Genomic DNA, 14,697 nt, shown 5'->3' with positions numbered 1-14,697 from the left:
ACAGCGAGATTCGTGCGGGCGGCCAGCGTGTCCGGGTGCTCCTCACCGAGAAGGCGCGTCCGGCCGGCGGTCACCTTCTCCTCAATGGTGATCGCGTCGGCAGTGCGCCCCGCCTGCCGGTAGGAGCTAGCGAGGTTGGCGCGGGCGGCCAACGTATCGGGGTGCTCATCGCCGAGAAGGCCCACGAAGTCGTCGACCACATTCGTGAGGAGCTCAATCGCTTCGGCAGTGCGCCCCGCCTGCCGATAGGAGACAGCGAGGTTGGCACGGGCGCCCAGCGTGTCCGGGTGCTCGTCACCGAGTAGGCGTGCGCTGTCGGTGGCCACCTTCTCCTCAATGGTGATCGCCTCGGTAGTGCGCCCCGCCTGCCCATAAGAGGCGGCGAGGTTGGCACGGGCACTCAATGTGTGAGGGTGCTCATCGCCGAGTAGCTGCACGTACTCGGCGACTACCCTCTTGATGAGGATGATCGCCTCGGTAGTGCGCCCCGCCCGTCGATAGGAAGTCGCCAGGTTGGCATGCGCGGCCAGCGTGTCCGGGTGCTCGTCACCGAGTAGGCGTGCGCTGTCGGTGGCCACCTTCTCCTCAATAGTGATCGCCTCGGTTATGCGCCCCGCCTGCCCATAAGAGGCGGCGAGGTTGGCACGGGCGGTCAATGTGTTCGGATGCTCGTGACCGAGCAGCCGGACCGCCTGTTCGGTCATGTGCTTCCAATAAGCGACGGCGGGCGTGTGCAGGCCGGCGCGTAGCAGGCTGATGCCAGCCCTGGACAACAGTGGGTGCCCGTGGGGTTGCCAGAGTAGATCGCCGGCGATGTCGGCCAGGGTGTTGGTGTTGGCGCGCAGCGCGTTGATGAGATCGGTGGTGGCGTGGTCGGCGTCTGGCCACAGTTGCAGCAGCGCGTCGGCGGTGGCGTGGGCGACCGATACGGAATCGGTGGTGGTTTCCCGGGTGGCGCGGGCGGTCAAAGCATGGATGCGCACGGCGCGAGTGGTGTCGCTGGGGGTGTGGATGAGCAGCCCGTAGCGGTGTAGCAGCCGCATCGCTTTCCACGCCTCGTCGGCGGTGACGGGCTCGCTGGTGTCATCCCGACCGTGGGTGGACAGGTATTCGGTGACCGCAAGGGTGGACCATAGTGCGTCGGGATGCCCTGCCGGGTCGGCCATGGCGGCCAGCGCTAGGGCGGGGCGGGCCAGCCCGACAGGTGCGGAAGCATCGGCGGCATCTAGAGCGAGCAGCAGGGTGACGGCCACGGGCCGCCCGTAGGCGTCGGGGTCTGCGCTGGCGGGCATGAGGTCTGGCAGCCGTTCACCACCACTCTTGTATCGGTCCAGGTAATTCGCACACCCCTCCTCCTGAGCGATCATGTAAGCGGCAGCGTGGGACAATGCCAGCGGTAGATGCCCCACCGCGACGGCAAGGTTCGGGGCTTGGTCGTCGAGCAGGTGGGCGCACCCGACACTGGCAAGCCGGTCGGTCAGGTACATCAGCGACTCACTCGGGCTGTACACGTCGACGTCAGTCTTCCTCCGGCCGGAACTGACCAGGGTGGCATCCTGCAGGCGGGTCGTGGCCAGGGTCCAGCCGGTGGGCCGCTGCGGTGGCCACCAGCAGCCGAGTAGGGCCGGGTCAGTGATGTTGTCGAGGACGAACAGCCAGGTCCGCTCGGTGCTGTTCAGCCACTCGAGTAGCGCCGTCGCGTCAGCGGCCGGGTCAGCACCGTCGGCTCCGGGAACACCGGCCTTCGCTGCGGCGCGGGCGTAGGTAGTGATGACCTGATCAGGGCTGGCGGCATTGACCCATACCACCAGGTCTGTCGCGCGCCCGTTGATGGCATCCCAAGCAAACCACGCCGCCAGCTGCGATTTACCTACCCCTCCGCCACCAGCCAATACCCGCGCGCTGCCGTCATGGTCTCGAGCCTGATGAGTCAAGACCACGTCATCACCGCAGCGGCGGGTGTTGAGGATCTTCTCCCGTAGGCCCTCCCTTGGCTGGAACGCCGATGCCAATGCCGGAGGCTGACCCACCACCACCGGCCACAGCGGCACTGCAGGAGCCTGGTGCTGGTGGTACTCGGTCTTGACACCACCGAGAATGATGCCGGAGTTGGCTACACCACCCCTGTTCGCTCGCGCACTGCCGGAATCGGTAACGCTGGCCCTAGTAGGCTCCGCGTCCGCTGCGGCTCCGCTGGTGGCCATTACTGTGAGCCACGCTGGATGCCGGTGTTGGCAACTGAACCTGGCCCCTCAGCGGTCGCGTCCCCTGAACGGACCACCTGTGCCGACCGGTCCCTGGCGTCGGTCTCTGCTCCGGTGTTGGCTCGTCCACCAGCCTTGGCGATGGCCTTACCACTCTCTTCTACCCGGTCCGTATCGGGCACCGACACGCCTCCACTCTGCCGTGGTGGGAGTAGGTACGGAACTGCCAAAGCAACCAACGCCACGACCGCGCCGATGCAGCTGGCCGTCTTGTCGGCCTTGTCCAATCCAACTACGACCAGGTACACCACCACACCGGCAACGAGCACACCAAAGACAACCCGTCCCGCCCACACCCACTGCTGGCTCCGATGAGGCACCGCGGCCACCTCCTAGCGAATGGACCCAGTCTACGGCCTCATTTACGGATGGCGACTCGCTCAATCGCAGTGCGAACGCTACTACGCCTCCCCTTCGACAACTAAATTCGCGGAGAACCCCTTCGTGACGGCTTCGAATGGACCGTCCTGGGAATCCTGGCCGCAGCGACCGCGGTCCTTTTTGCCATCGCCGTGGTGGACTCGACGGTCGCGAGCTGGCCAGTGGCGTCGAACGTCCTACTCCGGCATTCGGGAGGGACGCGTCCGGCCTGCGGCCTGTGCACGACCGGCCCTCGGCGGCGGATCATGGGCATGACACCCGCTCACCGGTCCTTTGCCCGGCTCCTCCGTTACTCGCCGCGCCGTCGGTAGGAGCACAGCTAAGTGCTCGGTTCGGTACGAGTTTACTGAGGAGGAAGACGTTGGCACGACATCAGCCGTACACGTCAGGACTTCAGGCGGAGCACCGACTATGCCTCGACGTCGAGCCCCAGGGTGATTTCCGATCCTGCCGACACCACCACTTGAAGCATGTCGGAGGACATGCCTGCCTGCTCTGCTACAGAAGTCACGGTTTGCTCCTGCTCGGCGAGGAGAGCGGCGGCTCTGCCGAGCAGTGAGGGCTGTTCGCGGTGTCCCAGGTCTGCTGGCTCGGGGTAGCCCCACTCGGCGAGCATGTTCATGGCCCGCCGGTATGTGTAGTCGCTGTAGATGCCCATGGCGTGGCCTCGGTAGACGAGCGCCTTGAGTGAGAGGCCCCAACGGCGTTTGGTTAGCTGGAGCTGCTCGAAGTCAAGCCGGGCGGGTAACTCGTCGCGGAGCTGGCGGCTCGGTGCGAGGAACTGCGACCCAAAGGCAGTCGCTTCTCGCTCGAGTATTTGGCTGCCGGGCTCGGCGTCGTGGTGCAGCAGCAGGTGAGCGAGTTCGTGGGCCACGTCCATCCGTGACCGCGCCTTGTCGTTCTTGCTCGGGCTGAGGAACACGAACGGCCGCGACCCGTACCAGTGGGAGAAGGCGTCAACCCGCTCGGAGACGTCCGGCAACGTGAGCACGACAACTCCGGCCGCCTCCAGCAGTCGAACCATGTGAGGCACGGGTTCGTCGCCCAGACCGAGGGCGTGGCGGGCGGCTACCGCCGCCGCTTCGAGGTCGCGGCTGGACGCTTCCTCTGGCAAGTCGATCGACGGCAGCCGCAGCACCGGCAGCTGTAGGTGCTGTTCGACAGCCTCAACGACGCGCCATGCGATCTCGCCGAATGCGAGGGCCTGGTCCCGTTCGGCTTGTGTCGTAATGCGCAAGCTCCGGAAGTGCGCGTGACCCGCCGTCACCGGCGCAGGAATGCCGGCGGCAAAGAACCGGACCGGGACGGCAAGAGCGAGCGCAAGGCGGGCCAGCGTCGCGGGCGACGGGCGGGACTGCGCCAGCTCGTACTGGCTCACTGCGGCAGCAGTCACCCCTACCTGGCGGGCCAGCTCCTTCTTGCGGATCCGTCGCCACCGGCGGGCGAGCGTCAGCGCGTGGGGCTGAAACGCTGCCGCTGCCAGCGCCGGTGCTTCTTCCCGTTCGCGGGTGGCCGTCACGCGAGCGCTGACAGCCGCACGCCGTCACCGCGCCGCTTCGGCCTGACCATGACCTCGAGCTCCGGGATCGGCCCCTCGCCGGGCAGCGCGGGACCTGGGATTGCAGGGCTGCCGCCCGTGGCCACCAGCACCGGGTGAGCCGGTTGGCCGATCCAGAGTTGCACCTCGAACCAGGGGGACCCCCCGTCGCGGTTGTCCCGCGGCAGTCCGAGGTAGGCGACCGCTTCGCCAGTGTCGAGGTCGCCCGCGTGCGCGACACGAACGTGGCGCCGGCGTGGAACCACACCGGTGAACGCCTCGGGGAACTGCTCGTCGTCGTCCAGTGCGAGTTGGCCGCCTCGACTGTTCTCGACGGCTCCGCCGAGCCGGGCTTCGCTGCCTTCCCAGCGGATCGACTCGACGCTCGCGCCGGTGCCGCCCTGGAGGGAGTAGAGCCGCACAATGTAGCCCGCGCAGAGGATCTCCAACGAGTTGTCCTCGATCCGGGCGTTGACGCCTGCCAGGCCGCCGAACTGCGCCGCTCCCAGGTTCGTCAGGTTACGCCAGACCGTGGTACCGAAGCTCATAGCGTCGTCGCCCAGGTCTGGCTCGTGTCGGTCAGCTGCCCTCCGGTACACCTGCCGGATTAGGTCCGCGAGGGGGGTGAGCACGCCGTTCTTGTCGAGGATTGCGACGGCTTCGCTCAGGTGATCCACGAACGGAAACATAGCAGGTACTTCAGTTGATGTTGTGAAAGTAAAGTGCGGGTCGCGAGTCGGGCGCTGCGGGACGCTACCCACGCCTGCTAGCCCAGCTGCGGCGCGAGCCTTCGCGGTCTTGTCCCTGATCAACGCCCGACCGGCTGCGAGGGCGCGTATGATGCCTGCGGGTCGCCTGCCTCCTGTCGGAGGCTGCCGATAGGGTGCAACCCATGCTCAGGACGACCCCGCGACACGCGACCTCGACACCGGTCGGCGAACGCCGACGGATTACTGCAGGCGACACGCCTTCCGTCGGGTCGGGCGGCGGGCTCTGATGGCGCGGCCAGCTGGTCGCTACGCCGCGGTTTCCATGTTCTCCGGCTGCGGCGGTATGGACCTCGGCGCGGAGCAGACCAAGCGTGTGGGCGTCGTCTGGGCAAACGACATTGAGCCGTGGGCCGTCGAGACGTATCGGCGCAACCTGGGTCGGCACATCGTTGCCGAAGATATCGCGGAGCTCGACGTGCCAGACGTGCCCTGCGACATCCTGCTCGCTGGACCGCCGTGCCAGGACTACTCCACCCTTTGGAATCACGACGGCCTGAAAACCGCGCGGGGCAACCTGTTCCGCCATGTCGCGCGGTTCTTGGACGGGCTGCGTCCGGCGGCCTTCGTGCTCGAGAACGTGCCGGGCCTCCTCTCCGCCAACCACGGGGCTGCGTGGACCCTCGTCCGGCACGCTCTGCGGTCGCCGTCGAGCTTCGTGAGCGGCCCGAGGAATGGGCCGGGTGTGCGGTACGACCTGTCGGCCCAGGTCATCGATATGGCAGACCTGGGCGTCCCGCAGCACCGCGAGCGCCTGATCGTCGTCGGGGTGCGCCGGGACCTGAAGGTTCGGCCGCCGATCATCCCGGAGCCCTACGCCGGGCGGCACGTGACAGTCGCCGATGCACTCGACACAAGTCCCATCCCGGACGACGCGCCGAACCACGAGCGCGGGCTCGACGGACCTGAGGTAGTCAAGCGCCTCGAGCTCATCCCGCCGGGGGCGAACTACGGCGTGATCCCTGAGGGGCACCCGTCGGCGGTCAAGGGGCTCATCAGCCACGTCTACCGGCGGCTGGACCCGGACAAGCCGGCCTACACGATGATCGCGGGCGGCGGCGGCGGCACGCACGGCTACCACCACGTCGAGCCGCGGCGGCTGAGCAACCGCGAGAAGGCGCGGCTGCAGGGCTTTCCCGACGACTTCGTCTTCGAGTACGGGACGGTGCGCAACCGGGCATCGGCGTACGCTCGCGTCCGCCGGCAGATCGGCAACGCTGTCCCGCCTCCGGCAGCGAAGGAGATCGTCGACGCGCTGACTCAGATGCTGCTGTCAGCAGGCGTGCCGACCCGCAGGGCAGCCGAGCTGAACGCTCTACGCCGGCTGGCAGGACGCACCACCCAACGTGAGCGCCAAGCCGAGAGGAAGGCAGCCGGCTAGTGACAGACCCCCGAGAAGTGTCGGACGAACTACCCGCTGTCGCCGCCTTGCGGTCGCTGTCGGTGTTCAGCGCCGACCAGGCCGGCGCCTACCGCGAACACTTCCAGCGTCTGGGCGAGGCGCTCGGCGCAGATGTCCCCACCCGCTTGGCTCAGTACGTCGCCACGTGGGCCGAGTCCGGGCAGGCTGGGGCCGTGGTGTTGACCGGCAACGCCGGTACGGGCAAGACCGCAGTGGCGGAGACGTACTCCCGCGCCGTCGGGGGCGACCTTCCCGAAGGCGACGACCTGCGCGAGGTCGCCTCGGGCCGCTGGGTGGTCAAGGATCTCTCGGGGCTTCCGGACGACGCGGCGCGGCGTTCGACGCTGCAGGCGGTCCTCAGGGGCCTGGCGACAGAATCCGGCCAGTATCTGGTGTGCGCGAACGAGGGCGTCCTGCGCGACGCGCTCGACATACTCGACCACGAAGACCTCGCCTCAGCCCTCGACCAGGCGCTGCGCAGCGGGGCAGCTGAGGTTGGCAAGCTGGTAGTGGTCAACGTCAACCGCCAACGCCCGACCGCGCCTGGGCTCTGGGACGCCCTGCTCGACTTCCTCGTGCGCGAAGATCTGTGGTCCGGCTGCGCCGGCTGCCCGTTCGACCTCGGCAGCTGCCCCATGCGCAACAACGCCGAAGCGCTGCGGGACCCGCAGGTACGCGAGCAGCTGCGGACCCTGGTCCGCCTCGGCGCCGGCGAAGCGGTGCCGACAATTCGGGAAGTCCTCTCGGTGCTCGCCTGGGCCGTCGTCGGCGACCGGACGTGCAAGCACGTCAAGACCGCGACGCGCGACATGGAAAGGGCCGCCTTCACCGCCACCGACGGGTACTTCACCCGAGTCGTGGGCGGAGGCCTGACGCTCGACGCCATCGAGCGCTCGCCGCTGATGGCGGGGATGCGCACTGCCCAGCTGGGGCACGTCAGCGACCTGGAGATCGACGGCTGGCTGCGGGACACCACCGGAGCGCCCGACGTGGTTCGGCTGCTCGCCGGCGATCCGTCGCTGGTCGAGGACGGGCCCGACGGCAGCCTCGCCCTGGCTGGGAGCCGCTCGCCGCAGGACCGGGTGCGCACCAAGCAGGGGACCATGACGTTCCACCACCTGGGTGAGCTTGTGAGCACCAGCGAAGACCCGACGAAGGTAGACGACGGGTTGGACGCGCTCGTCTCAGGCGACCGGGACAGCAACGCGCCTGCCCAGGTGCTGTGGCGCCAGCGCCTCTATTTCGAGGCCAGCCAAGCGCTGGGCGGCGCCGACGTCGCGTCGAGGCGGCTGCTGGGATACCGCTACGTCGCCGACCTCGTGCGCTTGGCGCAGAAGGCCGCCCGCAGCGAGGACGTCGTCATCGAAGTCTCGGAAGTGGTGCGCGGCCTGAACTTCCTCGTCACCGGGTTCTCCAGCCCTCACGAAGGGCTCGTCGTGCCAGACCCCGCCTGCCTGTTCGCCCGCGACCCCGGTTCCTTCCGACCGGCGAGGCCGTCGCTGGTTTACGGACTCGTCCCGCTGGAGCGGCTGTCTGCGCGGGTGCCGGACCGCGGGCTCGTGGAGCGGCTGCTGGATGTCGACCACGTCGACGTAGAGCTGGTCGTGGACGGCCGCGACGACTTGTCGCTGCGGATCCGCCCGAAGATGTACGAGGCCATCCGCGAGGCGGCTGACTTCCAGGGACCCGTCGGCCAGGGCGTCGCAGAGATGAACGACCTGCGCGGCTTCTACAGCCGGCTTGCCTCGGCGGAGGCCGCTGGCGACGCCATCCGCGTCGCCGATCCCGACTCCGACCCGCCGGCACTGGTTAAGGTCAACCTTCCGTACTTCGCGACCTCCCGGAGGGCGTAGTGCTCCTCGAGAACCGGAACCTCACCCCCGGCCGGGTCGCACAGGTACTGTTCGGCTTGGACCCCGACCGCGACGAGCGGGCTCCGCAGCTGTGCGCGGAGACTCTGCTCACCCTCGCCCAGAACCGCTACCGCGCCCCGGCCAGCAGCGACGAGCTGCGCAGTCCCAAGCGGCAGCGATTCGCCCTGCGAAGCTTGGCGCTCGCCACCAACTTCCTGGCAGGCCGGGAGGGGCGCGCGGGCGAGGACAACATGACGCCGAACCTGTACGGCAAGCTGCTCGCGTCGGGTTCCGATGTCCGCAACAGCGCCAATTTGGCGCTGGCCCAGAGCGCCCTGCAGGGGCTCGTCGACCCGGACACGCAGCGAGGCCAGCCGGGGGCGTGGCTGCTGCGGCCGTTCCACGAGTCGCTGCTGTGGTATGACGCGCGCAAGGCGCCGAGCCGACCTGACTGGACAGTGCGCAAGGTGTACATGCGTGGCAGCGGGATCACCCTCGCCCGCCTGCTGCTCGCGCCGACCGACCCGAAGGCGGCCGAGCAGGGGGCGCGTGCTGTCTCCGCCATCCGCGAGGCCCTGACGGGGCCGAGTCCGCTGGCGGACATCAGCCGCCGCCTGGAATCGGCACTGCAGACCGACGTGCCGTTCACCACCAAGACGCCGGACACCGAAGAGGACGAGAAGGCAGCTTGGGAGCGGGGCGAGGACGAGCTGCTGCAGCCGCTCGCGGCTAGCTTGTGTCGTCACGCCGAGGGGGTGATGTGCCAGGGCAGCGCCAGCGGGCCGGCCAAGCTGTGGCAGCTGCGCACCATCCTCGCGCTGGACCTGGCGGTACACGCCCTGAGGGTCGCCTGGGACGCCACGTCGACACCCGAGGAAGACCGCTTCCTCCTGCTGAGCTTCGGCGGGGGGCCGCGGGCGCAGGACCGGGTCCGGCAGCGGTCGGAAGAGTCGTACCGGCGGGCCCGGATCCGGCTCAACGAGGCGACGATCTCCACGGTCGCCCGCATCATGCGCCAGCTGGTGGAGGGAAAGACCGTCGTGTGGGCCGACGAGTTCGAGAACCGGCGCAACAAGCTCGACGGTGAGAAGGGCCCCGACGGGCTGCTGCACCAGCTCACCAAGCTGACCGCCCGCAGCGCGGACGACGAGTACCTGCGGCTGGCGCGCACGTCGGTGGAGAGCGCGAACTACGGCCGGGCTGAGGACGGGTTCCGAGTTCTGCTGGAGTCGGTGGGGCTCGTTGCTGGGACCCGCTACCGCTACCTGACAGCTACGCCGGACTTGCTGGCTGCCCTCGTGGGCGCTCTGTCGAGCCGGATGCCGATGCCCAGCAACGAGTTCTTCGCAGCAGTGCGGCAGGAGTGGGGACTGGTGATCAACCAAGAGTCGGCGGCGTCTACGAGCCTACGCGGCCAGGTCGACGGGGCCGGCCTCGAGCGCAACGCCCGCCGGGCCGAGAGGCTCATGAGCGAGGCGGGACTGGCGCTGAGCTTGTCCGACCGGACCACCGTGGTCGGCGAGCGTGCGCAGAGGCGGTCGATGTGAGTCAGCGGCTCGGCGGCGCACTGGCCGCACACATCAGAAACATGGGCGGAAGCTCCAAGTTCGTCCTAGTTGAGGGTGTCCCGACCAGCCTCGCTCTGGGCATGGTGGCGGCGTGGAGTGAGGCGCTTCCGCCGTTGGCCGTAGTGTCCGACTGCCCCCGCCGCTTCGGCGCCCATGCGCTGTCGGGCTCGGGGACGGGACTGCGCAACCGCTACCCGCAGGGCATCGTGCTGGTCCTGTGCGAAGGTCTGCAGGTCCCGGACCGCAGTGGCCTCAACTTGTTCGAGAACGTGTCGCCCGGCGTGCTCCTGGACTCCCCCGAAGGCTTGCTCACGATTGCCCGTCAAGAACCGGCCGCCAGCCTCGACGGCCCGGTGCGAGCGGTGCGGGAGGCCATCGCCCGGGTAGGCATCGCCCACAAGCCGAGCGCGGCGCAGGTAGCGGCATACTTCGACCTGGTCGCTGCCGGTGAAGACCCCCTGAAGAGCCTGCCCGCCCTGGGCGCCTTCGCCGACACCGCCACCGGCGAAAGGGTCGACGCCGACCGCATCGGCGACAACCTCGCCCTCGCCGCCCGCCGCACCAGCGACGACGTCCTGCGGCCCAGCGCCTACACCGAAATTCGCCGGCGCGCCGAGATGGTCCTCGGCCGGCGGCCCAGGCTGCGCAACGAGCCGGCGGAGGCGTCCGCCGCCGCGGCGGCCGTGATGACAATGCTGCAGTCCGGCAGCGAACAGTTGCTTCAGGAGCTGGAGTTCGACGAGGCACGCGAGATCCTCGAACAGCGCACCAAGGACCTCGCCGACGTCGCGCTACAGGCGCTGGCCGATTACCAGCGGCGACACGAGGACGAGCGGGTTGCGCTGCTGCCCTGGCCTAGGTACCACTCGCGCGCAGAGGAACTTCGCCGCTCCGCTCAGCAGCGAGACGCCGCGCGGGACTTGCTCGACCTCGACGAAGCCCAAGCCCACGGCATCTTCGACAGGCCGACCAGGATCAAGCTCGAGAAGCTGCTGCGCGACAAGGCCATCAGCGGCAGCAATCCGTCTTGCCCCGAAAATGCCCTGATCAAGGCGGTGCAGCAGCTCGGCGGTCCGCTGAAGCGCATCAGCCTCCTCAGCCCGAAGCCGTCGGCAGAAAACGCGAAGCCGAACCGCAGCGGCGCGGTGCGGTGCATCACCCTCGGCTGCGCGCGGCTGCGGCTGGGCGGGTTGATGCGCCGGCTCGAAAGCCGGGGGGTCGAAGTTGACGGCCTCCTCCTCCAGCCGGCCGACACCGACAAAACCGTCGAGGCATCCTTCCACGACGCTGACCTCGCCTCGGGGGAACTCGCGCTGTTGCAGCTGCGGCTCCACGCCGCCGACGGCAGCACGGTCCAAGTCGACTGGCGGCCCGACCTCGACGACGCCGCACTGCTGCGCGCCGCGCTGCTGTTCGCTGAGGAGACCGCCCTCACCCTGACGGCGGCCGACGAGCCGACCCTCTCGTCGTTCTGCAGCAACGAGGTACCGAGCCCGCAGCCCGTTTCGAATGAACTGAAGCCGCTCGCGCACGAGCTACGCGAGCTTGCGCAGCTGTCGCTGCAGGAAGGGCTCAGCCCTCAGCCCTTGCGCAGGTGGGCTACCAGCTGGGCTGCCGCCAGCAACGACAAGGCACCCGGCGCGGAGGCCGAGGTGGCAGAGGCACTCTCGCTAGCGGGGGCGGTCGAGGGCCCGGCCCACTGCGTGGCTCTCACCGGCTTCGCGCCACTGAAGGCCGAGTGGCTCGCCCAGTACCTCGACGCGCTGTGGTCCCTGCTCGACGCGGCCGACGCAAGCGACGACAAGCCTGTCGCCGCGACGGCCGCTGGAATCGCCCGCACGACAGCCTCGCACCACCCCGCCCACGTTCGCGCGCGCCTGCGGGACAAAGCCATGCTGCCCACCAGCGAAGGGCGGCTCTGGAGCCTCTACGGCGGGGCCAACACCCGCGACGAAAGCGGCTACGCCGGCGCGGCGTTGACCTCGGTCGTGGTCCGGCTGCTTTCGCTGCAGCCTGAGGCCGCCGGGCACCTGCGCTGCCTCGCCTACGGGCCCGGCGCCGCCGACCTGCTCGTCTCGCAGGCAGTCAAGCTGATCGGCCGCAAGACCGGCCGCGGCACCGTCGCCAAGATCGAGGTGTTCTGCGTCGGGGAGGAGCCGACCGACAGGCCGCACTGGCAGACCCTCGCACGTGCGGACGAAGAGCTGCGCGACAGCCGCGACGTGCTGGAGCTGCGTTACCTCGACAGCCTCGCCCGGGCCCGCGAGGTCCTGCAGCAGCCGGGTTCGCCGAACCCGGCGGTACACCTCGCGCTGGTGACCGGAATCAGTGACGGCGGGAACCGGCTGCAGATCGAGTTCCCCGAAGTGCCCGCACCGCGGGAGGACTCCGAAGTGCTCTTCGCTCCCCGGACCTCGCAGCGGCCTGGGAAGGAGCGGCGCATGCTGCTGATGCCGCCCGCTACGACGCGTGCCGGCATCACGTGGTTGAAGCTGCAGGCGGCTGTGGACGAATCCTGGCCGGAGGAAGGCGAGAAGATCCCGGTGCCCGAGGTCCGCACCGGAGCTATGGACATCGCCGAGCAGCTTCGGGAGGTCCACGACCTCGCGCTCTGGGTGGCCACCCTCGACCGCTACGCCACCCGCGACAGCCTCGAGCAGGCCCTCGGCGCCCACCGCATCGCCATCCTGCACCAGGAGCGCCGACTCGGTGGCGACAGCCCGCTGTCGCTGGTGCTAAGCCAGAAGTCGGGCGGCCCGGCAGACCGCGCCATCGGCCGCAGCCTGCGTGCAGCCAACATCGTCGCCGACCGGGACGTCGCCTTCAGCGTAGGGACTGACCTCCGCAAGGTTGCGAGCCAGGGCTACGGCATCCTGGCCCTCGAGGCCGCCACCAGCGGCACGGGCATTAATGAACTCGTCGGCCACGTCGTGGCATTCTCGCTGCTTGCCCGCACGACCACCCCCTGGCCTTTGCCGCCGGGGTGCCGCGTCCTGCTCGTCAGCCTCGACGAGTACCGGCACTGGTTCCCCAGCCGCCGCGCGGACCTTCTCGCAATCGCACTCGACCCCTCCGAGGAAGGGGTCCACGTCGCGGCCATCGAGGTGAAGGCCAGGCGCAGCGACGAAACTGACGCTGCTGCCGGTGCTCTCGACCAGCTCAACCAGACGCTCGCGGCCACTAGGTGGGCCGCCTACCCCGAGCCCGGGTCCATCCACAGCCGCCTGTGGCTTAACCGCATCGCGGAGGCCGCCTACTCGGTGGCACGGGAGTCGCGCTTCAAGCTGGACGCCGATGAACTGGCGGCGCTTGAGGCGTTCCGAACCGGCACGGGGACCCTGGAGTGGGCGGGCGTCGGCCTGGTGTTCGGCCCCAACGTCGAAGAGTTCGACAGGTACTACCCGAGGGAGGTGGCCAGCGACATCGTCCCCGTGGTGCTGCACAGCATCAAACTCACCGAGGACCTGCTGCTCGAAGCCGCGCAGGTGCGCATCACGGACCTCAGGACTGTCGAAGCCGAGCGCCCGCCTCTCAAGGGCGGACGGACGCGGCGCAGGCCCGAGGCCAAGCCCGCAGAGCAGGCGCAGCCGCCGGCCGACACAACCCGGGACGCTGACGTCCCCGAGCCTGCCCGGCCCTCGCCAAGCGAGGCCGCGCCGTCGAACCCTCAGGCTACTGAGCCGCAGCAGCAGGCGCACACCTCCGAGCCGAGCGCGACCGAGGAGCCGCGCAGGCACACGGAGCCGACTACGTCCGCCACGGAACCGGTCCCGTTCCGCGCCCCGGTCTTGGGCTGGGACGCCATCACGGGCGAGGAGGTGCGCTGGCACCCGGCCGGCCCCGAGCAGGGGGTGCTCCAGAACGGCCACGTGGAGGTGTGGGGCAGCTCGGGTATGGGCAAGACGCAGTTCACAATGAGCCTGCTCGCGCAGCTCGCCCACCACAGCGGGAGCAAGTTCGGCATCGCCGACTTCAAGAACGACTACAGCGACGAAACCGGCTTCCCCCAGCTCGCCGGGGCGAAGTTCCTCGACCTCTGGAACGGCGGCGCTCCGTACAACCCCCTCGCCCTGGAGGACTTCACCGACCGCTCCGTCGACACCGCTGTCATTGAACTGCGCGACACCGTCGAAGTCGCCACCAAGTCCTTCACCCGGATCGGTGTCAGGCAGCGCGGCAAGCTGGAAAAAGCGCTGCGTAGCGCCTATGCGGTCGGCCGAAGGGAGGGTCGCTGGCCGACACTCCGACTGCTCGACGACGAGCTCGACGACGACCTGAAGGGGGTGATCGGCGACCTAACCCGCAACGAACTGTTCCGAGAAGGTCCACCCCTTGGCGAAGTAATCGATCAAAACGTCGTCTTCGGGCTGAGCCGAATTCCTGGCAATGGCCAGACGACCGTCCTGGCTGCCGGCTTCATCCTCTCGGCGCTGCTCCTGCGGGTGCAGTCGCTGCCACCCGTGCCGAACTCCGTCCGGTACGTCGCTGTAGTGGATGAAGCCCACCGCGTCGCTGCCTTCAAGGCCGTCGACACCATGATCCGGGAAGGGCGCTCAAAGGGTCTCGGCGTCTTGCTTGCCACCCAGCAGCCCGGAGACCTGCCTGACGTCGTCGCTACCAACGCCCAGACCAAGGTGTGCTTCCGGCTGCCTGACGCCACCGTCGCCGCGGCAGCCGCCCGCAAGCTCAACCCAAACGACTCGCGCCTGGCCGAGCAGATCCGGACCCTTGGCAAGGGCGAAGCACTGGTTAGCTTCGGCGGCACCAAGCCCCGGCTGCTGCGCATGACACAGGCATACCGTGACCGTCGCCAACTCGGACTCCCTACCGAGGAGGCCGCAACCGGACAATGAAGATAGAGCAAGGGCGGCCTGCCACCGCGAGGCGGACGCCCCGACACGAAACGGCCGCACGTTCCTGGGCAA

The 14,697-nt window shown here is 68.9% G+C and carries 7 protein-coding genes; 4 read left to right on the top strand and 3 right to left on the bottom strand.

The annotated features are described in order from the left end of the window. The 3 genes from AB0B55_RS14570 to AB0B55_RS14560 form a co-directional block, all read right to left on the bottom strand. The coding region (locus tag AB0B55_RS14570) for a tetratricopeptide repeat protein (RefSeq protein ID WP_357171908.1) at window positions 1–2,051 on the bottom strand (2,051 nt) is incomplete at its 3' end. Between the two features lie 1,003 nt (window positions 2,052–3,054). Continuing rightward, window positions 3,055–4,164 carry an XRE family transcriptional regulator gene (locus tag AB0B55_RS14565; RefSeq protein WP_357171907.1) on the bottom strand — a complete coding sequence of 370 codons (1,110 nt, stop codon included), beginning with the start codon at window positions 4,162–4,164 and terminating at the stop codon, window positions 3,055–3,057. Continuing rightward, window positions 4,161–4,859, bottom strand: a complete 699-nt coding sequence (locus AB0B55_RS14560; protein WP_357171906.1) for a hypothetical protein — start codon at window positions 4,857–4,859, stop codon at window positions 4,161–4,163. The genes AB0B55_RS14565 and AB0B55_RS14560 overlap by 4 nt, the downstream gene beginning before the upstream one ends. Before the next feature lie 319 nt (window positions 4,860–5,178). Here AB0B55_RS14560 and AB0B55_RS14555 point away from each other — a divergent pair, with 319 nt between their 5' ends. The 4 genes from AB0B55_RS14555 to AB0B55_RS14540 are packed head-to-tail and all read left to right on the top strand — an operon-like array spanning window position 5,179 to window position 14,625. Next, window positions 5,179–6,330, top strand: coding sequence for a DNA cytosine methyltransferase (locus tag AB0B55_RS14555; RefSeq protein WP_357171905.1), 1,152 nt, complete (start codon window positions 5,179–5,181; stop codon window positions 6,328–6,330). A gap of 17 nt (window positions 6,331–6,347) precedes the next feature. Then, window positions 6,348–8,204 carry an ATP-binding protein gene (locus AB0B55_RS14550; RefSeq protein WP_357171904.1) on the top strand — a complete coding sequence of 619 codons (1,857 nt, stop codon included), beginning with the start codon at window positions 6,348–6,350 and terminating at the stop codon, window positions 8,202–8,204. Further along, a complete protein-coding gene (locus tag AB0B55_RS14545) occupies window positions 8,204–9,751 on the top strand; it encodes a hypothetical protein (protein WP_357171903.1) in 1,548 nt (515 codons plus the stop codon). The genes AB0B55_RS14550 and AB0B55_RS14545 overlap by 1 nt, the downstream gene beginning before the upstream one ends. Further along, window positions 9,748–14,625 (top strand): helicase HerA-like domain-containing protein, encoded by a 4,878-nt coding sequence (locus AB0B55_RS14540; RefSeq protein WP_357171902.1) that lies wholly within the window; start codon window positions 9,748–9,750, stop codon window positions 14,623–14,625. The genes AB0B55_RS14545 and AB0B55_RS14540 overlap by 4 nt, the downstream gene beginning before the upstream one ends. Window positions 14,626–14,697: the final 72 nt, after the last annotated feature.

Source organism: Micromonospora sp. NPDC049107, assembly GCF_040648595.1.
GTDB lineage: Bacteria > Actinomycetota > Actinomycetes > Mycobacteriales > Micromonosporaceae > Micromonospora.
The sequence above is the reverse complement of the archived record's forward strand: the minus strand, read 5'-3'. Positions and strand labels throughout refer to the sequence as shown.

Coding starts and splice junctions, on each gene's coding strand:
- AB0B55_RS14555 (WP_357171905.1), top strand. CDS start 5,179: ATGGCGCGGCCAGCTGGTCGCTACGCCGCGGTTTCCATGTTCTCCGGC.